This is a genomic window from Herpetosiphon sp. NSE202, assembly GCF_042688385.1.
Classification (GTDB): Bacteria; Chloroflexota; Chloroflexia; order Chloroflexales; family Herpetosiphonaceae; genus Herpetosiphon.
Genome location: NZ_JBHUPY010000013.1, coordinates 58,579 through 78,292, shown reverse-complemented (window position 1 = coordinate 78,292; position 19,714 = coordinate 58,579). Strand labels below are relative to the sequence as shown.

At 51.7% G+C, this 19,714-nt stretch carries 15 protein-coding genes; 6 read left to right on the top strand and 9 right to left on the bottom strand.

The features are described from left to right. Nucleotides 1–177: 177 nt before the first annotated feature. From ACFMKP_RS16810 to pabB, 6 genes are all read right to left on the bottom strand, one after another. Nucleotides 178–2,742 carry a polynucleotide kinase-phosphatase gene (locus ACFMKP_RS16810; RefSeq protein ID WP_382293352.1) on the bottom strand — a complete coding sequence of 855 codons (2,565 nt, stop codon included), beginning with the start codon at nucleotides 2,740–2,742 and terminating at the stop codon, nucleotides 178–180. A 12-nt stretch (nucleotides 2,743–2,754) separates the two neighbouring features. Further along, the gene (locus ACFMKP_RS16805; protein ID WP_382293350.1) at nucleotides 2,755–3,651 is read right to left on the bottom strand and encodes a DNA polymerase beta superfamily protein; all 897 of its coding nucleotides are present in this window, start codon (nucleotides 3,649–3,651) and stop codon (nucleotides 2,755–2,757) included. Further along, entirely contained in the window at nucleotides 3,641–5,035 is a 1,395-nt protein-coding gene (locus tag ACFMKP_RS16800; RefSeq protein ID WP_382293348.1) for a 3' terminal RNA ribose 2'-O-methyltransferase Hen1, read from the bottom strand. Before ACFMKP_RS16800 ends, ACFMKP_RS16805 begins: the two co-directional genes overlap by 11 nt. Nucleotides 5,036–5,263: 228 nt before the next feature. Next, the gene (locus ACFMKP_RS16795) at nucleotides 5,264–6,280 is read right to left on the bottom strand and encodes a hypothetical protein (protein WP_382293346.1); all 1,017 of its coding nucleotides are present in this window, start codon (nucleotides 6,278–6,280) and stop codon (nucleotides 5,264–5,266) included. A gap of 51 nt (nucleotides 6,281–6,331) precedes the next feature. Next, a complete protein-coding gene (locus ACFMKP_RS16790) occupies nucleotides 6,332–6,649 on the bottom strand; it encodes a hypothetical protein (protein WP_382293345.1) in 318 nt (105 codons plus the stop codon). Between the two features lie 295 nt (nucleotides 6,650–6,944). Next, nucleotides 6,945–8,696, bottom strand: coding sequence for an aminodeoxychorismate synthase component I (pabB, locus tag ACFMKP_RS16785; protein ID WP_382293343.1), 1,752 nt, complete (start codon nucleotides 8,694–8,696; stop codon nucleotides 6,945–6,947). 99 nt (nucleotides 8,697–8,795) lie between these two features. Here pabB and trpC point away from each other — a divergent pair, with 99 nt between their 5' ends. The 3 genes from trpC (at nucleotide 8,796) to ACFMKP_RS16770 (ending at nucleotide 12,634) form a co-directional block, all read left to right on the top strand. Next, nucleotides 8,796–9,623 (top strand): indole-3-glycerol phosphate synthase TrpC, encoded by an 828-nt coding sequence (gene trpC / locus ACFMKP_RS16780; protein ID WP_382293341.1) that lies wholly within the window; start codon nucleotides 8,796–8,798, stop codon nucleotides 9,621–9,623. A gap of 305 nt (nucleotides 9,624–9,928) precedes the next feature. Then, on the top strand, nucleotides 9,929–11,608 hold the full coding sequence (gene ettA / locus ACFMKP_RS16775) for an energy-dependent translational throttle protein EttA (RefSeq protein ID WP_382293339.1): 1,680 nt from the start codon (nucleotides 9,929–9,931) through the stop codon (nucleotides 11,606–11,608). A 558-nt stretch (nucleotides 11,609–12,166) separates the two neighbouring features. Then, nucleotides 12,167–12,634 (top strand): hypothetical protein, encoded by a 468-nt coding sequence (locus ACFMKP_RS16770; protein WP_382293337.1) that lies wholly within the window; start codon nucleotides 12,167–12,169, stop codon nucleotides 12,632–12,634. A gap of 52 nt (nucleotides 12,635–12,686) precedes the next feature. Here the strand turns inward: ACFMKP_RS16770 and ACFMKP_RS16765 are convergent, their stop codons facing one another. From ACFMKP_RS16765 to ACFMKP_RS16755, 3 genes are all read right to left on the bottom strand, one after another. Then, nucleotides 12,687–13,751: a saccharopine dehydrogenase family protein gene (locus tag ACFMKP_RS16765; protein WP_382293335.1), complete on the bottom strand. Its 1,065-nt coding sequence runs from the start codon at nucleotides 13,749–13,751 to the stop codon at nucleotides 12,687–12,689. 66 nt (nucleotides 13,752–13,817) lie between these two features. Next, nucleotides 13,818–14,114, bottom strand: a complete 297-nt coding sequence (locus ACFMKP_RS16760; RefSeq protein ID WP_204754325.1) for a helix-turn-helix transcriptional regulator — start codon at nucleotides 14,112–14,114, stop codon at nucleotides 13,818–13,820. Nucleotides 14,115–14,302: 188 nt separating this feature from the next. After that, a complete protein-coding gene (locus tag ACFMKP_RS16755; protein WP_382293333.1) occupies nucleotides 14,303–15,064 on the bottom strand; it encodes a DUF2249 domain-containing protein in 762 nt (253 codons plus the stop codon). Nucleotides 15,065–15,333: 269 nt separating this feature from the next. On the opposite strand from ACFMKP_RS16755, the gene lon reads away from it, so the two are divergent. The 3 genes from lon to ACFMKP_RS16740 all read left to right on the top strand — a co-directional run bounded on the left by lon (nucleotide 15,334) and on the right by ACFMKP_RS16740 (nucleotide 19,553). Next, complete coding sequence (lon, locus tag ACFMKP_RS16750) at nucleotides 15,334–17,781, top strand: endopeptidase La (protein WP_382293332.1); 2,448 nt, start codon at nucleotides 15,334–15,336, stop codon at nucleotides 17,779–17,781. 194 nt (nucleotides 17,782–17,975) lie between these two features. After that, nucleotides 17,976–18,347, top strand: coding sequence for a response regulator (locus tag ACFMKP_RS16745; protein ID WP_110513487.1), 372 nt, complete (start codon nucleotides 17,976–17,978; stop codon nucleotides 18,345–18,347). Nucleotides 18,348–18,359: 12 nt separating this feature from the next. Then, entirely contained in the window at nucleotides 18,360–19,553 is a 1,194-nt protein-coding gene (locus ACFMKP_RS16740) for a class I SAM-dependent rRNA methyltransferase (RefSeq protein WP_382293329.1), read from the top strand. Nucleotides 19,554–19,714 lie beyond the last annotated feature (161 nt).

The window sequence follows — 19,714 nt, the reverse complement described above, 5'->3', positions numbered from 1 at the left end:
GGTGCGGGGATCAGGCAGTGGTTAACCTGATGAACCAGTACATCTATGCTCTAGCGGAACATTTGGATTCCAGTGGTCGTGAATCCGATAGCCAAAAGCCTCTAGCCAATAGCCCATCTTCGTGTCCTTCGTGGATCAACAACCGATCCCCGACCCCCAGCAACCGATCCCCAATCCCTACAAACGCGGGTCGACTGGCTCACTTTCGAGGGCGAGCACACCAAAGACACATTCGTGCACCCGCCGCAATGGCTCGCGATTGACAAAACGATCAAGGGCTTCGAGGCCCAAGGCCGATTCGCGCAAGGCCAGCGAACGCTTAGCACTCAGACCACGCTTGCGCAAACGGGCGAGATTTTCGGGCAAATCGTATTCTGGGCCATAGATAATGCGCAAATATTCAGGGCCGCGACATTTGATTGCCGGCTGCACAAGGCCGCGGGCATTCTGGACAACCCATTGCTTGGGTTTCACGACCATGCCTTCGCCACCAGCAGCGGTCAGGCTTTGCCACCATTCGATGGCTTGCTCGACTTTGGTTTGATTGTGCAAATCGACCACGCGATACTCGGTGGCAAGCAACAAACGTGGCTCAGCTTCGGCCAACGCCGCCAAGGTTTGCATATGCCATTCGTGATCACGATCGTAGAATGGGCGTTGCTCGCAGGCCAAAAGATGAAACGGCGCGAGCCGCAAATCGTCAAGGCTTTGCACGGGCCAGCAATATTGCTGATAAGCATCAACATAGCCTTGAACCGCCTGTTGACGCAGTTGGGTATGTGCCAGCAAGGCTTGCAATTCAACCGATTCGGGCAAGCGAGTGACGGTTTGCAGCAAGGCTGCTTGGGCCGCGCTCATGCTGGCGGTTGCGGCAGCACCAACTGGTGCATATTGATGACGAATCAAATCTTGGGCCTTGGCCGACCATGGCAGCAACTCGCAATCCAAGGCAAACCAGCCCGAATCGAAGCTTTCCCACCAATTCAGCTTGCTAATTGCCTGCTGCAGCCGTTGCAAAAAGGCGGTTTCCAGCTCAGGATCGTTAAAGAAGCGTCGCCCAGTTCTGGTATAGCAAACCCCGATCTGCTCGCCAACCACGCCAAATCGGGCTTGGGCCACAGCACTATCGCGGCAAATCACCACGATCGCCCGCGAACCCATATGCTTGGCTTCGCAGATAACCTCATTAACTCCCGCTCGCCGATAGTAATCGAGGGCTTCGGCGGGATGCTCCAAGAAACCATCAAGTTGACTGGTTTCCGAGGGCGACATGGTTGGTGGCAAATACATCAGCCATTGCGGCTCGATGGCAAAGCGGCTGATCACCTCCAAGGCAGCGGCGGTTTGTTCTTCGCGCAGAGTAATTTGGCTCATCAGGCTGGTGCTAATTTTGAGCTTGCCTTGAAAATCGCTCAAATTGAGCACGTGGTCGTTTTCCTGCTGCGCCGCAAGTTGGCTTGCATTGTATTCCAAGGGTCGTTTTGGAATTGCATATTGGGCAAATGCTGGCACCTGCACAAACTCGCGTTCTGGGTATCGCAAGGCGGTCAAGGCTCCACCAAAGGCACAACCAGTATCAATATCAACTGTATTATTGAGCCATTCTGGCTGCGGAATCGGCGTATGGCCATAGACCACCAAGCCCTCGCCGCGATATTCCTTGGCCCACGGATAGCGCACAGGCAAGCCAAATTCATCGGTTTCGCCGGTCGTTTCGCCATACAAGGCAAATTCGCGCACATGCTTCGACATGCGGCCTTGCAATTCTTGCTTCATGCCAGCGTGAGCCACAACCAATTTACCATCATCAAAAATCAGGTGGCTGACCATGCCTTCAATAAATTGGCGCACTGCTTGGCGAAAAGGTTCGTCAGTTTCGGCCAAGGCTTGCATAGTTTCGGCCAAGCCATGGGTTTGCTTCACCTTGCGCCCAGCCAAAGCGCGGGCCAATTTATCGTCGTGATTGCCGGGCACGCACAAGGCCGCGCCCGTTTCGACCATGCTCATCACCAGCCGCAGCACAGCGACCGAATCCGGCCCACGATCAACTAAATCGCCAACAAACACAGCGCGACGGCCAGCAGGTGGCGTGACCGTAAAGCCATAATTGTGGCATGGCGTGAGGTTAATGCTATAGCCCAATTCCAACAACAAACGCTCTAGTTCTGGGTAACAACCATGAACATCGCCAATAATATCGAACGGGCCATGCTCGGTTTTGCGGTTGCTCCACGCACGTTGACGCACAATTTCAATTGCATCGACCTGCTCTGGTGTAACGCTATGCACAACCCGAAAACCTTCATCGCGCAGGTTGCGCAACGAACGGCGCAAATTATCGACTTGGCGCTTGACCACAAAATCGCCAAAGTTGCGATTGGCACGGCCTACGTTGCGCTCCAAACAAACCTTTTCAGGCGTTTGCAGCACAATCGCTACCGGCCAAACGTGATAATGACGGGCCAAGGCCAGCAACGGTTGGCGGGCTGCCGCTTGCACATTTGTCGCATCGATCACGGTCAAACGGCCCAAGGCTAGCCGTTTGGCAGCAATCGTATACACCAAATCAAAGGCCTCTGATGAAACTGCTTGATCAGTTTCATCATCGCAAAGCATGGCGCGGCAGGTATCGGAAGAAATAATTTCGGTTGGCTTGAAATGGCGCTGGGCGAAGGTCGATTTACCCGCCCCAGAAGCGCCAATCAAAACTACCAAACAAAATTCGGGTATTCCTAGTTCCATCAATATCTCTCCTTAGGCCACTTGAGCGCGGCGCACAGCTAAGAGCCAGGCATTTGCCGCCGCAAGATCGGGCAAAATTGGCAATTTGGTGGTGGCATAGGCTTGTTCAAATTCAGCATGCAGGGCAATCCGCCAGCGGTTAATCGCTTCCCATTGCATTTCGCCAGTCCGAATCGCCATCAGTTGCTCGCGATGTTCAACATGGCGCAAGCGCAATTCGCCATGGCGTAAGCCATGAATCCCACTGAGCAATAGCCGAATCAGGTGCATCACATGTTTCCAGCGCAAGCTGCCATTGGTGCGTAAATCGCGTTCGAGCAGGCGAAATTGGGCCAGCACATAGCTATTGTGGCTTTGATAAATGCGGCTGGTCAGCAGCGTATGGCGCATTGCCCGCAGCTCAAGCGCCAAGGGCGAGGCATGTTCAACCAAATCGCTATACAAACATTCCAAGGCACTTGGATTGGCGCGCAACAGCAAAGTCAAAAATTTTTGCACTTCCCAATAATGCTCCTGCGTTTCGCTCAATTCATATTGCTCAGGAATGCCAGCAAGCCCCCAATGCACGTTGGCTGGCGGCACAAAAAAGCCACGCCAATCAGTATCCGATTCGGGCGTATCAAGGCCATAGGCTCGCGAGCCAATCACGCAACGATACTGAATCCAGTCGCGCTGTTCGGCCAAATTTGGTTGCTCTAAGCCCACTAATGGATCGTTGAATTGCTTGCGCAAGCCAAAATCTTGGCGGGTTAATTGCAAGAGCGTGCCATCAACACAGCGCACCGTGTAGCGTTCGCTATGCTCGCAGGGCGTTGCAACCACTTGGGCCACGCTGTGTTTGGTTTGGTTTTCGATTGCGCGCAACAAAACCACATGGGTTCCGAGCGCTAAATGAAGTTTAGGTTGCATCTTCAAACACCCCCAATTGCGAAGGCGCGCCATGGTTGGCATCTTCTGGGCCTAATGGCTCGATTGTCACCCGATAGTTGTAGGCGGCGGCCACGCGCTCGGCCCAAGCTGCAAACTCAGCGCGCGTCCACTCAAAACGATGGTCGCGGTGGCGCAACTGATCAGCGGGCAAGCTGGGAAACAATTGGTTGTACTCACGGTTGGGCGTTGTCACCAGCACCAATTTCGGGTGCGCAAAGCCAAAAATCGTTTGCTCAAAAGCTGGCAAATGGCCAAGCTCAAGGTGCTCCAGCACTTCGACAATCGCCGCAGCGTCGAAGCCCTTTAATCGTTGATCGCGATAGAGCAACGAGCCGTGTAATAGGCTGAGGCGTTGGCGTTGGTGGCTGGGCAAGCGCTCAGCTCGTTGCTGCAAAATCGCCAACGAGCGTGTGCTCAATTCCATGCCAACCACCGTGCTAAATTGCGCATCTTTGAGCAACTCGCGCAGGAGTTTGCCCTCACCACAGCCCAAATCCAAAATCCGTTGTGCGCCTGCTGCCTTCAAGCGTTGCACAATCACGTTGTGGCGTTGGGTATGCAGGCTTTGTTGGCGAACTTCGGGCGGTGCTGCTTCGTCAACTGCTTCGGTTTGCTCAACTGTCTCTGGCGCGGCCGCTTGCAGCAATTGCTCTAGCGCAGTGCTGGCCAGGCTTTTTTGATAGCGCAAATAGCGCATTGTAATTAATTCGCGTTCAGGGTGCTGCGCCAACCAACCATCACCTTTGCGTAACAATTTGCTCACCTCATCTTGACCAATCCAATAGTGCTTGCTATTATCCAACACAGGGATGAGCACATATATGTGCGTGAGCAATTGTTTTACGGTCAAATGGGCACTTAATCGTATTGATAGATAGGCATGTTGGCTCGCAGTTTGGCTGGGATCAAGCTCGATTGGCGTTGCTTCTACGCTATAGCCCAATGGCTCAAATAAACTTTTAACCAAGCCCAAACCAGCTTTGGCACGTACCGCCACGACTGGCAGCTCGACGGTTAGCGGCATACGTTGCTCGACCAACTCTGGCCGTTTTTTACAAACTCCAGCAATTGCGCTCGAAAACACTGCACCTAAGGCGACGCTCAGCAACGACGATGCCACATACGGGCGATCGTTCACATACTGGCTGAGCATACCTTGACCGCCAGCATTGCCGCGCACCAACGCCACCGGATCAACCTCAAGCAGCAAGGCTACGCGACAGAGTTCTGGGCTGGTTTCTGGATAAAAGACATGGGCTGTGCCAAATGGCAATTCAAACTGCTGCACCCGATCAGGGTGCTTATGTAAAATAAAACCCAAATCGGTGGCGGGCGTGTGGGTTGTCGATAACGTCATCAGCATATGCAGTTCCCTCTAAATTCAGCTCGGCGGTATGGCTATTTAACCACAAAAAACTCGCTTGCAATCCATCGCAAGAGGGAAGCAGCGATTCATCATTCGACTGATTGGATTGACAGCCACTGCGCGCTGGAAATGCCTAACAATTCTAGCAGCTTAAAAAGAAAAGAACTGCATCTCTCACAATACAGTTCCTTCATCCAACACACCACTTCAACAACCAATCAAGCGCTACGCACAATATTGCGAGCCATGTAAACCTTCGGTCGAGGTTTGATAGCGCGAGGTCATGGTTGACCAATCGTGATTGGCCCGCATCCATGTTGCCAAGCCATCGACAAAACGATACAGCGTGGGCGAACAAATTTCAGGAGCCAACTTATCGAGCATCATTCGTTCGCGCGTAAATTGATTAATCGTATCGTTATGCAAACGCGCAACGTAATTTAATGCTTCGCCAATGGGCAATTGATGTTGCGCATGAATCAAATAGACCAAATTTTGCCAATCGCCAGCTAATAATTCTTTGCGCAATGAAATAATATCATTCGAGTAGAACACCACCCGATTCACATACTCACACAAACGCCGCACCATTGGATGCAACCGCACTTGAGGATGCAAAAATTCGTTATTGCCAAATTCAATCAAGGCTAAGCACAAATAGGTGCCACTCGTATACAAACGCTGCATAGCATAAGTTTTTTGAGTTGGAATATAACCCTGAGCACGATTGTTGGCTTCCCATTGCACCGCAGCAAACGATTTGCGCAACGAATCAAAGAAGAAATGTTGCCATGCTTCTGGCGAACCCTGCACGAGACGGTTGGTAACATCGCCCATGGCTCGAACAATTGGCAAATCGTGGCGTTTGGCTGGCGAACCTTTGAGCACTTTCATCAAGCGTTGTAAAAGCGTCGCCATGGCGCTGGCATCGTGATCGCGGCCAAAACGATCTAATTGATCATCAAGCAGAAAGAGGCTAGTGCTCCAATCGGCGATGGCTGGCATGCGCTCGGCCAAGGCATTGGGGTAGGCGCGGGCCATCAACGTGCCATAGCCGCGTTGATTGAATGAGATTCGCGTTTCCAAATCGTCGAGCAAGCCAAAGTTATCAGCCCAGGCTTGGGTTGAGGCCTGAATCGCCAGCGCATCGGGGTGGATAGCTGCCGGAAATGGACAATAGAGCACAGGAAGATCGCGGGGCATAAGCGTCGCTAAGTGATGCAATGTAGTACGGGTTGGCATTGAGTCAATCTCCTAAATGCTTGACAAACCTAACTCTAGGTTGGTTGCTTCTCAAGCAAATAATTCATCTCTACTGGTCAGGCAACACGCGCCAATTGGCCCAAGCAACAGGGTTGCCGAGGCAGGGCAATTGGCGAATGCTTGCTGATGTGCCACACGCCAAAGGTTTTGTTGAGTTTGCATAACTTGTGCATCAAGCCGCGACTTGGAGGCTGTTTGACTCAATAAAATCAGTTTCGGAGCTACGATAGTTGTGGGTTGCCAAACGGGATCAAGCGAATCCCGTTCAGCGGCAGCCGACGCTTCCAGCTTGGGAATTGGCGCTGGAACCGTTCTCGCTGCTGGTTGTAGGTGTGTTGTGGTTGGCATAACATACCTCATCTACACGTTCTACACGGCCTGCCATCTGTGCTTTCTCAGGGCAACATATGGCGATTAAGCTAATTACCTGAGTACTACCTTAATCTATCCAACTAGCCTATGTCTATCACCCAAAGCGCATTCTTTAGTCCTCTCTTTGATCACCGCTAAAGGTGAACCAGTTAATAGCTAGTTAGCTATGCAAATGCGCGCGTATATCATAATTATATGAATATAAAGTGGTATAACATCGGGCGTTATACCACTTTTTGCTATACCTTTAGTCCTAGTACCGCTGGGGTTATTAATCAGAAGTGGTAACGTCTGTAGTATTAAGTTCAACTAAAACCCAGCCGCGGATACTATTAATCAGCCAAATTCTGTTCGCCGCTTGTAGATCGGCTAGGACTAAAGTACGCTCGTAGATGGCTTGTTGTTGCAACAATTCGGCGCGATATGTGCCAGCCAATAATCCGGCACTAACTGGGGGAGTCCAACGCTGGCCATCAAGCTCAAGCACCAGATTGCCTCTGGTAAATTCGGTCAACTGACCATGCTCATTCCACAGCAAGACATCAAAATACGTGGGGGATTCTTGGGTGAAGTCTTCATACACCATGCGGTTGGTTGTTTTGTGGTAGAGAAAGCGATTTTGCGAGTTAACCGCTGTGGGAGCCAGCATCACCTTTTGGCCATCGGCGGTCGGCGTTAATGGCGTACTGGCAATTACGATCTCACCCGCAGGGGTGAGGTTCAAGCGCACTCTTAAGGGGGTTTCGCACGCTTGGCTATGCTGGTTGAGCGCTGTAATAATTGCAGCTTGATCATAAGCAAAGCCAAAATAGGCCGCCGAAGCCTGCAAGCGCTGCAAGTGATGCTCCAACAACCAATAGGCTTGACCATCCCAGCGCAAGGTTTCAATCAAATCAAATTGCGGCCAGCGCTCGGTCAATAGTTGGGCTTTAAGCTGAGCTTCTGCATATTCATCATCGGCCTGCGAATCCCAGGTTATGCCGCCGCCCACGCCATATTCCGCCTGCTGCTGGCGCTGATCGATCCAAACGGTGCGAATTGCCACATTAAAGGTTGCACTGCCATCAGGCCGCAACATGCCAAGCGCACCACAATACACCGCCCGTGGCTCAGCCTCAAGCTGGCGAATTAATTCCATCGTTTTAACTTTGGGCGCACCAGTAATCGAGCCACATGGAAACAGCGCTTGCAGAATATCGAGCAAGCTGGTGTTGGGCTTGGTTTTGGCGGCCACGGTTGAAGTGAGTTGCCACAGCGTGCGATAGCGCTCTAGCTCAAACAAACGTGGCACGCCAACGCTGCCAATTGCGGCAACTCGACCCAAATCGTTGCGCAACAGATCAACAATCATCAAATTTTCGGCGCGATTTTTCTCCGAGGTCTGTAATTGACGCGCCAAGCGTTCATCTTCTTCGAGCCAACGCCCACGTGGGGCAGTACCCTTCATTGGCTTGGTGGTCAAACGCTGATCGCGCCAATCAAAGAAAAGTTCAGGCGAAGCCGAAAGAATTTGATACTCGCCAAGGTCGAGGTAGGCGCAATAATTGGCTGCTTGGGCAGCCCGTAAATCGTGGTAGAACGCCAATGGATCGCCGCTAAAATCGGCCCGCAAGCGCAAGGTATAGTTAACTTGGTAGGTTTCGCCGCGGGCAATTGCCGCATGAATTGCGCTGACAGCCTGCCGATACTGCTCAAGGCCCATGCTTGGTTGCCACGCCGAGAGCTGATAGGGTTGGGTTGCTGGCTCGACAACCTGCGGTGCTGCAAAAGCCGCAAACCATACCAAGGGCAAGCTGGATGGTGGATGACACGCCAACGCTAGATCAAACGCCGCTGCCGCCTCGTAGCTCAGATAGCCAATCACATAGGCTCCAGTTTGAGCTGCAGCCTGCGCAGCTTGAATCGTCGGAAGCACCTCGGCGCTGGTCGTCGCCTGATAGACCGCCAACGGTTGGCGAAACTCCAACGCTTGGGGTTGCCCAGTCGCATCGGCAAAATCAAAACGCCCATAAATCGCACTCACGAATTGTTGCCTCCCAACAATAAAGCCAATTGGCATAGCGCTAAACCATATGCTACTCTAGCGCCATGCACAGCTGTTTCTAGCCCACGAGGTTTCCCAATGAATGCGACAATTTTAGATCAGATTTTTGCCCATAAACGCACCGAGGTCGAACGCCAAAAATTGAAGGTTCCCCAAGCCAAGCTTGACCAGCAATTGGGAACCTCGCCTGCGCCACGCAGTTTGCGCCAAGCCCTGCGCCAACCAAATCGAATTAGCTTGATCGCCGAAGTCAAAAAGGCCAGTCCATCCAAAGGGGTCTTTTTGGAGCATTTCAACCCCACCGAACTTGCAGAAACCTATGCAATCAACGGGGCGGCAGCAATTTCGGTGTTAACTGATGTGCGGTTTTTTCAAGGCAGCCTGATCTATTTGCGCACCATTCATGAGCATCTCGACAAATTAGGCTATGCTACGCCGTTATTACGCAAGGATTTCATCTACGATCCCTACCAAATTTACGAAGCACGGGTCTATGGTGCTGATGCAATTTTGCTGATTGTTGGCATGCTCGATGATCAAACCTTGCAGGAGTTGTATACACTGACCTATGGCTTAGGCATGGAAGCATTGGTCGAAGTGCATACTGAAGCTGAAATGGCGCGTGCCCAAGCACTGCAAGCTCAAATTATTGGCATCAACAACCGCGATTTGCATAGTTTCAGCGTCGATATTGCCACCACCCAGCGCGTTGGTGCTAGCTTGCCCGCCATCGGCGATCCGCAACGGCCTGTGTTGGTGGCCGAAAGCGGCATCCATGGCCCCGACGTGTTGCCAACCTTGCGCGATTGGGGCGTTGATGCAATTCTCGTCGGCGAATCGATTGTGCTGGCCCCCGACCATGCCGCTCACGTTCGCGCCTTGAGCCAAACCGAGTATAGAACATAGAACAGAGAGCATAGAACATAAGGTTAGGTGCTAGATATAAAGGTTTATTAGGTTAACCACGATTTGATTCCCTCACCCCAACCCCTCTCCCGTGCGCGGGCGAGGGGCGTTAAAATCTTGGTTCTTCCCAATTCCTTCGTAAAAAAGAGTCGGTTCCCCTCGCCCGCGCACGGGAGAGGGGCTGGGGGTGAGGGCATGCTCTGAATTGCAAGTCCTATGTTCTATGTTCTTTGCTCTATGTTCTACTCCCCCCAAATTCAAGTACAATAAGGCCGAATGAAATCTGGCATAGATGTGAGGTGTTTGTGGATAACAAAGTTATCTACTCGATGGTTCGGGTGAGCAAAATTCATCCGCCCAATAAGCAAGTATTGAAGGATATTTCGTTATCCTATTTTTTGGGTGCAAAAATTGGCGTGCTTGGGACAAACGGTTCCGGTAAATCGAGCCTCTTGCGCATTTTGGCTGGCGTTGACCAAGAGTTTCAAGGCGAAACGGTTCTCGCGCCAGGCTATACGATTGGTTACCTTGAGCAAGAACCACAATTAGCCGCAGGCAAAACCGTGCGCCAAATTGTCGAAGAAGCGGTTAAACCAGTCGTCGATGCCCTGCGTGAATACGACGAAATTAACACCAAATTCGGCGAATCGATGAGCGACGACGAAATGGATGCGCTGATCCAACGCCAAGGCGAAGTGCAAGATAAACTTGATCAAATGAATGCCTGGGATTTGGATAGCCGCCTCGATTTTGCTATGGATGCATTGCGCTGCCCACCATCGGATACACCAGTCGAGGTGCTTTCTGGCGGTGAACGTCGGCGGGTTGCGCTGTGTCGCTTGTTGCTCGAAGAGCCGAGCATTTTGCTGCTCGACGAACCAACCAACCACCTTGACGCTGAATCGGTGGCTTGGCTCGAAAAGCACTTGCAAGACTATCCGGGCACGGTCATCGCCGTAACCCACGACCGTCACTTCTTAAATAATGTGGCTGGCTGGATTTTGGAACTAGATCGTGGCCAAGGGATTCCGTGGAAGGGCAATTATTCATCGTGGCTTGAGCAAAAACAAAATCGCCTTGCCAACGAAGAAAAAGCCGAATCACAACGCCAAAAAACCCTCCAACGCGAGTTGGATTGGATTAATATGGCTCCCAAGGCCCGCCAAACCAAAAGCAAAGCGCGGATCAATGCCTACGAGCAATTGCTGAGCCAAAATACTGAAAAAGCTCAAGGCGAATTGGAAATTTTCATTCCACCAGGGCCACGTTTGGGTGATATTGTGATTCGCTCCAACGATGTCAGCAAATCGTTTGGCGACAAATTGCTCTACGATAACCTGACCCTCGATTTGCCTGCCGGCGGGATTGTGGGCATCATCGGGCCAAACGGTGCGGGTAAAACCACCTTGTTCCGCATGATCACCGGCCAAGAACAGCCAGATAGTGGTGTATTTGAGGTTGGCTCAACCGTCAAGTTGGCCTATGTCGACCAAAGCCGCGAAACGCTCGACCCAGAAAAAACCGTCTGGGAAGAAATTTCCGAGGGCGCTGAACAAATTCAGCTGGGGCCACGCACGGTCAACTCACGCGCCTATGTCGCGCGCTTCAACTTCTCTGGCTCAGACCAACAAAAGAAGGTCGGCAGCCTCTCAGGTGGCGAGCGCAACCGCGTGCATTTGGCCAAAATGCTCAAATCGGGTGCAAATGTCATTCTGCTTGACGAACCAACCAACGACTTAGACGTGCATACCCTGCGCGCCTTGGAAGAAGCCTTGGAAAATTTTGGCGGCTGTGCCGTTATCATTTCCCACGATCGCTGGTTCCTCGATCGGGTTGCCACCCACATGCTAGCCTTTGAAGGCGATAGCCAAGTGGTTTGGTATCCTGGCACCTACAGCGAATACGAGGCTGATCGCCGCAAACGCCTAGGCAGCGCCGCCGATCATCCCCATCGCATTACCTATCGCAAGCTGCGCCGCGATTAATTTCGAGCGTTCTCACTTCTAAATAATCCAAAACTCCATGCTCAAAGCCCCTCTTCCGTTCGACGGGAGAGGGGCTTTCTTACAAGGGTAGGTAGTTAAGATCCCCTCACCCCAACCCCGCTCCCGTGGCGCGGTCGAGGGGCTTAACATGGTGGATTTCGCATGATTCGTCGGAAATCCACGGAAGCTCCCCCTCGCCCGCCTTTTGGTGGGAGAGGGGGTTGGGGGGTGAGGGAACGCTCCACCGCCGACCAATCGCTCAAAATCTACCCTTGTAAGAGAGGGGCTTTGGGTGAGGCAATCACAAATCCCATTGACAAGCCAAATTGGCTTTGCTATGATCATCCCCGAGATTAAGAGTCGCTCCATCGCAACAAACCACTAAGCCTCATTCGTTCTTCCTGCACTTAATTTCAGCACGCTTCAATCGATCAATCCACCAAATAAGCGTGATAGTTATGCCTAAATCCATAAACAAATTACAATTCAGCATTTTACGCAATAAATGAGAAAATAATTTAATTTTCAAATTAAACCTACTTTTGAGTGTGAGGTTTTATGCTTTTCTATCTATGGCTGCTTGGAACAAGCCTGATTGCATGGATCAGTCTCTGTTATGGCTATGCATTTTTCAAAACAACAATTCGCTGGTTTCTGCTGCATAGTTTACGTTGGCTGAGCATTGGCCAATATTTTGCACTATTGATCTATTTGATTCAGCAAGGAGCATTACCGCTGCCCTATGCTGAATTAATTATCGTTGGCATAATTGGGTTAATCATAGGCCGAAAATATGTGCCAATGCTGCGCAATGCCTACACCGAAGGACCATATCGAAGCAGTGATCTGCTGCGGTTGCGGGTGCAAGCGCCTGCCCAAGCTGCTACCCAAGAGGTTTTTGTGCCATTTAATCACGCTGTTGATGTTGGCTCACAACCCACATTGCGCAACGGCTTAATCGTGCATAGTGCAATCGTTATCATTAATTTTCTGATTCTGTATGGGGCCTTTGTGATGGCACAATAAGCATACAAAAATAAGCAGCGCCTTGATATTTCGCAAGCCGCTGCTGATCCAATTAATTCAATTCCACCCCAAGCTGTTGCATGCGCTCCAAAGCATAGGCCAACTTTGGCGCAGTTTCAGGGAAGTAGATGCCCGCATCCAAGGCTGGGCTGCCATCCAACCCCACCATGGTTTCAAGCTGAATCACCGCGCCCACCGCGGTCAAATGGGTCTGGCCTTGCGGATCAACAATCGTTTTGGTAAGTTGCTGTGGGTTGCCAGCAGCATCACGCCCGCTAATCTGCCAAACTAATTCATGGGCAGCGCCTTTGCCTGGGTTGTAGAGCAAAGCATGGCGCAAGCGATCAAAGCGCCGATGCAGCAACAATTTCCACACGCCCGAGCGCGCCAAACCCAACAACAAACCCATCGTCAAGCGATCATCAAAGGTGATGCGGGCGGAAACACTCGCTGCCTTGGTGCTTTGCGGCAACGTCCATTGATCGGGCGTATCGAAGCGATAGGTTTTCGCGCGGTAGCCATTGGGAAAGGTAACACTTTGCGGCTCGGTATAGGGATAAACCTCACGCGGCTGATGCTTTTCAGTGATTGTAAACGGCGTAGTAAGATGCTGCATATATTCAATCGAATTTGGTCCAGCTTTATCCTTGAGCGAAAACAGCACATGCAAATCGAGCTGTTCGGTGTGGGCTAATTGCTGAGTTGCTGCAACCGCCACCACGCTCGCCAAGCCCGCCATCCAATGCGAAGCAAAAACCAATGGAGCCTTGAGCGCAGCCCGATCAAGCCGATTCAAGGTGTGTTGGAGGCGCGCTGTCCAGCGGGTAATATCGACCAGCGGAATTCCCCGTGCAACTGCTTCGTGCAACAGATAATCATGTGGATCGTTAACTGCATTGATGATTGCGCGCGGTTGCAAGCCCGCCAATGGATTCGGTTTGAGCACATCAACCGCCGCCGCGCTGGTGTGTGCGCCAAGTTCGGTCAGCAAAGCTTGAGCCTGATCTGGATTACGCCCCGCCAAAATCAAAGGCAAATCGCCATGGCTCTGGCGTAAGATTTGGGCAATTTGCGCACCAACTACCCCATAGCCGCCAACAATTACGATTGCTTGCATTGGTTTGCTCCTTAGCTAACATATCGTCATTTCGGAATATAACGATATATTGAATAAAAAAAAGTGCTATTCGTAGGTACAAGTTTTTAAATAGGCCAATAATTCCTCGGCATAGGCCACCATTTGTTGGTTATCTGCTTGGTAAATGACCTCTTTGCCTTGGCGGGTTGAAATCAACAAGCCTGCGCGTTTGAGCATGGTTAAGTGTTCCGAGGCGGTCGATTGCCCAATTTGGGCCAGTTCGGCAATTTCGCCAACCGTTAGTTGTTGGTGGCTGGCAAACAGAAATAAGATCGTTTGGCGGGTTTCGTTGCCCAACGCCCGCAAAAAAGCCTGAATTTCATGGGGCAGTGCCGATGTCATAACCAATCCTCATTTCGGTAATCTCCGATATGATAACCGAGCTTTGGCCAAATGTAAAGCCATATTTTGAATATATTGAGGATTCATGTTGCAACTAGACGCGGGCATGCATTCCACGGATCATGCGAAAATCATCAGATTAAAGCCCCTCGCCCGTCGGACGGGCGAGGGGTTGGGGTGAGGGCATGCTAATTAACTGAAATCAATGGCCGGCTAATGGTGGTGATATAGCCATAATCGATTGCGCGACTCGTGCTATAAATAAAACCACGTTCGTCGAGCATTGGAAACAAATAGGTTGGCTGAAGATCGGTCAAGCTCAACAATTGCTGGCCTGGCTCCAAGCTGGTCAAGGCTTCTAAGGTATTGACCAAGGGCAACGGCGTTTTCAGGCCACGATTATCAATGACTGTGTAGTGCTGTGGCTCAGGGCGGACAGCAAACCATTGCTCTTCGCCAGGCAGTTTGCGATACAGATAACAATCCCAAAATGCTTGATTGGCCCGTTGCCAACTAACAAAGCCTTGATGCTCTAAGCTGGCGCTGAGCTGGCTAGGATCAAACGAATTAACCAATAATAAGACCGTTCCGGCGGGCACAGCTTTGGCGCTGCGCAAAATCAATTGTACGGGGTCATCAACTTCGTTGCTGATCTGATCGACGTGGATTGTTTGATGAATTGGGCGTTCTTGCAGCCAAGCTGGGGGTTCAATCAGTGGCGTAACTGGTTGTTTGGTCGTATTCAAGGCTTGATTGACCGCCATCAGCAGCTGATCAACATCTAAGTGCATCATTTGGGCGAGCTGGCTCAAGGTTAACCAGCGGCTTAACATCCGGCGCAAATGGGGATTCGAAAGCCGAGCCAGCCTTGGCAAATTCAACACCAGCCAATCTTCCAGCTCTGGGTAGCGCCCCAGTAATTCTCCAACACGCATCGTTGCGGTAATCATCGCAGCCTCCCCCAGACCTTCAGAGCCTGTTGCCGTTGCGTGGCCATACCATCCTCCTTTGTGGTGCTTCAAGTGTAATCAGCCAAGCCCAAGCGCTAAAGTACGATTTTGCTTACCATATGTAACAATTTCTTCACGCAGCCCATAAAGGCCGATCTGGATGGTCGCGTAGCGGGCCAGCAACCGTTGATCGCAAGAAGGCTGTGCTATAATGCCCCGTATGTTTCTGCAAGCAACTCAATCTGGACTTGTGACAAAAGGTGTAACCCATGGCAGATGATGGACAGTTGGTGGATGATGTGCAGGTAGCAGCCAGGGTTGAATTACCTGTGCTCCCGCTGATTAATACCGTGCTTTTCCCGACAATGGTCACTCCGCTCTTTGTAGCTCGTGAGCTATCGATGGCCGCAATTGAAGCCGCCATGAGCGCTGATCGGCGGATTGTTGCCGTAGCCCAACGCACTATTGAAATCGAGGAGCACGATACCAGCCAACTGTATCAGGTCGGGGTCATAGCCCATATCGAACGGGTGTTGAAATTGCCCGATGGTACAACCTCGGTTTTGGTTCAAGGCCAACAGCGGGTGCAAATTGTCGATTGGCTGGCAACCGAACCCTACATCAACGCCCAAGTACAGATTATCGAGCCTGATCAGGAATCGAGTTTGGCGGTTGAGGCCATGATGCGCGGCGTGTTGGCCTCATATGAAAAAGTGGTCAAGCTCAGCCGTACCATGCCCGATGATGCCTATGTTGCCGCGCTCAACCTTGAAGATGGCAGCGCCCTCGCCGATTTGATCGCCTCAACCTTGCCGCTTGATATTGGCCGCCGCCAGCAATTGCTCGAACTATTCGAGGTCGAGGAACGCTTGCGCCGTTTGAGCGTCGTGCTTTCGCAAGAGTTGGATGTGCTCGAGCTAGAGCATCACATTCAAAATCAAGTGCAAAAAGAGGTCGATAAATCGCAACGCGATTTCTTCCTGCGCGAACAACTCAAGGCTATCCAAACCGAGCTTGGCCAAGACGATCCGCTGACCCGCGAATTGAATGAATTGCATGATCGGATTGTGGCCGCTGATCTGCCTGCCAAGGCCCAAGCCAAAGCCCTCGAAGAGCTTGGCCGCTTGGAAATGATGCCGCCAGCAGCGCCCGAATATAGCGTTATTCGGACCTATTTGGATTGGCTCTTAGAATTGCCTTGGTCGAAAACCAGCACTGATGTCAACGACCTTCAAGTGGCCGCCCAGGTGCTCGAGAATAACCACTATGGCTTGAAAAAGGTCAAAGATCGGATTCTCGAATTTATTGCGGTACGTATGCTTGCTGGCGATAGCACCAAATCGCCAATTTTGTGCTTTGTTGGCCCGCCAGGCGTTGGCAAAACCAGCCTTGGCCGTTCGGTTGCCGAAGCGCTAGGCCGCGAGTTTGTGCGGCTTTCGCTTGGCGGCGTACACGACGAGGCCGAAATTCGCGGCCATCGCCGCACCTACATCGGCGCAATGCCAGGCCGCATCATCCAAACCATGAAAGACGCTGGTACGATCAACCCCGTCTTTATGCTCGATGAGATCGATAAGCTGGGCAACGATTTTCGTGGCGATCCAGCGGCAGCCTTGTTAGAGGTGCTTGATCCTGAGCAAAACAACACGTTTGCCGATCACTACCTTGATTTGCCATATGATCTCTCGAAAATTATGTTTATTACCACCGCCAACATGCTTGATCCGATCGACGAGCCATTGCTGGATCGGATGGAGATTGTTGAGCTGCCAGGCTATATCGAAGAAGAAAAAGTGCAAATTGCGCGTAAATTCTTGATTCCCAAGCAAATTGAAGCCAATGGCTTGAAGCAACATCCCATCAGCATTAGCGATGAAGCGTTGCGCCAAATCATTCGCACCTACACATGGGAAGCAGGCGTGCGTAATCTTGAGCGCGAGATTGGCGGCATTTGTCGCAAAATCGCCCGCCGTGTGGCCGAGAAAAAGCGTTATCCACACCGAATTACGCCAACGATGCTCACCGATTTTCTTGGCCAGCCACCATTCGACTATAGCCGCGCCAACGACCGCGATGAAATTGGCGTAGCAACCGGCATGGTTTGGTCGAGCAATGGCGGCGATGTGGTCGCCATCGAAACCGCAATCGTCGATGGCAAAGGTACAACCACCTTGACCGGCCAGCTTGGCGATGTGATGCAGGAATCGGCGCAAGCAGCGCTCTCGTATGCGCGGGCTTCCTCGCGGCGCTTGGGAATTGATGGCAAGCGCTTCGAGAAAATCGATATTCATATTCACGTGCCAGAAGGCGGTGTGCCCAAGGATGGGCCATCGGCAGGCATTACCTTAGCCTGTTCGGTTATTTCGGCCTTGACCCATCGGCCATTGCGCCGCGATGTAGCCATGACTGGCGAAATTACCTTGCGCGGGCGGGTGCTGCCAATCGGCGGCCTGCGCGACAAAATCTTGGGCGCATTTCGGGCGGGCATCACGACCATGCTGATTCCCAAAAAGAATCTGCGTGATCTCGAAGAAGTGCCCAACAACGTGCGTCGCCAAATTACCGTGATTGCAGTAGAACATATGGATGAAGTCTTACCAATTGCCTTTGTTTCGAATCCGCTTGAGCGTGGCAGCCAACACACAAGCGATAGCGATCAGACCAGTTTAGTGCTGCCAACGATCACCCAACCGCAACTTGGCTCAGTCGAATTGTGATTTATTGCGCAATTTGGTAAGCTTAGAAGTAAAGTCACCCTCGTAAGCTAGGACTAAAGTCCTCCATTGAATCATTACAACGCGGTAATCTTGACAGTGGCTATGGTTGCTACCATCGATTACCAGTTTGGATGAAATAAGCGTGACCTTTGCGAGGTTTTATATCGATCTACATTACGGGGGTATAGAAAATTATGCAACATATCGTAGTTGTTGATGATACACCATCACTTGCCGACCTAGTTATGCGCATGTTGACCCGCTACGGCTACAACGTGCGCACTCTGAATGGCGGGCTACAACTCATTGAATATATGCGCCAACATCGCCCGGCGCTTGTACTACTTGATGTAGGACTGCCGGTTAAAGATGGCTGGACGCTGATTCGCGAAATTCGCATGCAGCCCGATTTGGCGCATATTCCGGTGATTGCGGTTACAGCCCATGCTGCCGAGGAAGATCGCCAACGAGCCTTTAGTGCTGGCTATACCAACTACATTTCCAAGCCGTTTGATGTGCAAGATTTATTGCAGATGGTGCGTGGTTACGTGCCATCGGCAGTCTAAGAGGAGTCGTGTGTGGCCGCCCGTTCAATGCCAACTATCAATTTGCCAACGCAGCTCAAGGCCCATTTACAGGCAGGCCATCCATGGGTTTATCGCGACCATGTGCCGCCTAGTACCCGCTTAGCCAGCGGCACATGGGTTCGGCTGCATTGTGGCAATTGGCAAGGTTTTGGTTTGTGGGATGCGCGCTCGCCGATTGCGCTGCGCATCTTCTCCAGCCGCATGCAACCAGATGCCAACTGGATCAAAACAATGGTTCAGCAGGCATGGCAAGCGCGCGAACCATTGCGCCAAACTGCCACAACCGCCTATCGACTGTTGTTCGGCGAAGGCGATGGCATGCCAGGCATCACCATCGATCTCTACAACCAATACGCGGTGATTGCGACCTATGCAGATTGTGTTGAGGTGTTGATTGCTGATGTGGTCAAGGCCTTGCAAGCTAGCGTGCCGCAACTGCGTGGTGTGGTGCGTCGCCGCCGCGACGATAGCGAAAACGATGATGAAACTGGCAAGATTGAGTTGTTGTGGGGAGAACTGCCGCCAGCCAATTTAGTAGTGCAAGAGCATGGCCTCAAGTTGATTGCTAATCTGTTTGAGGGCCAGAAAACCGGCTTATTTCTCGATCACCGTGAGAATCGCCACACGATCGAGCAATGGAGCAAAGGCAAAACGGTGCTCAATTGTTTCTCCTACACCGGAGCATTTTCGTTATATGCAGCCCGAGGTGGGGCCAGCGCAACCACCAGCGTCGATATTGCGCCAGCAGCGGCCCGCGATGCAGAGCAAAATTTTGTGCTCAACGATTTGATGGGCGAACAGCATACGTTCTTAGCCCGCGATTGCTTTGATTTTCTGCATCGCACGATTCAGCGCGGCGAAACCTACGATTTGGTGATTCTTGATCCGCCCTCGTTTGCCCGTTCGAAGAAGAACATCCATGCCGCCACCCGTGCTTATGTCAAACTCAATGCCTTGGCGATTCAGTGTGTGGCAACTGGGGGGCTTTTGGCTTCGGCCAGCTGTACCAGCCAACTATCGCCTGCTAATTTTCGCTTGATGCTTGGCGAGGCGGCGGCCCAAACCGACCAACAAGTGCGGATTATTCATGAAGCTGGGCAGGCGCTTGATCATCCAGTGCCAGCGCATTTCAATGAGGGACGCTACCTCAAATTTGTGCTCGCCCGCGTTGATGAGCGCATGTAAATAGTTTGCCACCCTTCCGTCCCGCCAGCGGGAAACGCAGGGGGTTTTCAGCCCCCTGCACCCCCAAATGTTTATTTTGTGGATTGTTTAATTCCTTCTAGTACCCAATTGTGAGCCTTCGTGAATCAATGGTAATGCAGATGTGCAGAGGGATAACGCTA

Bases quoted from the DNA above. Each gene is read 5' to 3' on its own strand.
- ACFMKP_RS16755 (WP_382293333.1), bottom strand. From the start codon at position 15,064: ATGATTACCGCAACGATGCGTGTTGGAGAATTACTGGGGCGCTACCCA.
- lon (WP_382293332.1), top strand. From the start codon at position 15,334: ATGGCAGATGATGGACAGTTGGTGGATGATGTGCAGGTAGCAGCCAGG.
- ACFMKP_RS16800 (WP_382293348.1), bottom strand. From the start codon at position 5,035: ATGCTGATGACGTTATCGACAACCCACACGCCCGCCACCGATTTGGGT.
- ACFMKP_RS16745 (WP_110513487.1), top strand. From the start codon at position 17,976: ATGCAACATATCGTAGTTGTTGATGATACACCATCACTTGCCGACCTA.
- ACFMKP_RS16770 (WP_382293337.1), top strand. From the start codon at position 12,167: ATGCTTTTCTATCTATGGCTGCTTGGAACAAGCCTGATTGCATGGATC.
- ACFMKP_RS16760 (WP_204754325.1), bottom strand. From the start codon at position 14,114: ATGACATCGGCACTGCCCCATGAAATTCAGGCTTTTTTGCGGGCGTTG.
- ACFMKP_RS16795 (WP_382293346.1), bottom strand. From the start codon at position 6,280: ATGCCAACCCGTACTACATTGCATCACTTAGCGACGCTTATGCCCCGC.
- ACFMKP_RS16790 (WP_382293345.1), bottom strand. From the start codon at position 6,649: ATGCCAACCACAACACACCTACAACCAGCAGCGAGAACGGTTCCAGCG.
- ACFMKP_RS16810 (WP_382293352.1), bottom strand. From the start codon at position 2,742: ATGGAACTAGGAATACCCGAATTTTGTTTGGTAGTTTTGATTGGCGCT.
- trpC (WP_382293341.1), top strand. From the start codon at position 8,796: ATGAATGCGACAATTTTAGATCAGATTTTTGCCCATAAACGCACCGAG.
- ACFMKP_RS16805 (WP_382293350.1), bottom strand. From the start codon at position 3,651: ATGCAACCTAAACTTCATTTAGCGCTCGGAACCCATGTGGTTTTGTTG.
- ACFMKP_RS16765 (WP_382293335.1), bottom strand. From the start codon at position 13,751: ATGCAAGCAATCGTAATTGTTGGCGGCTATGGGGTAGTTGGTGCGCAA.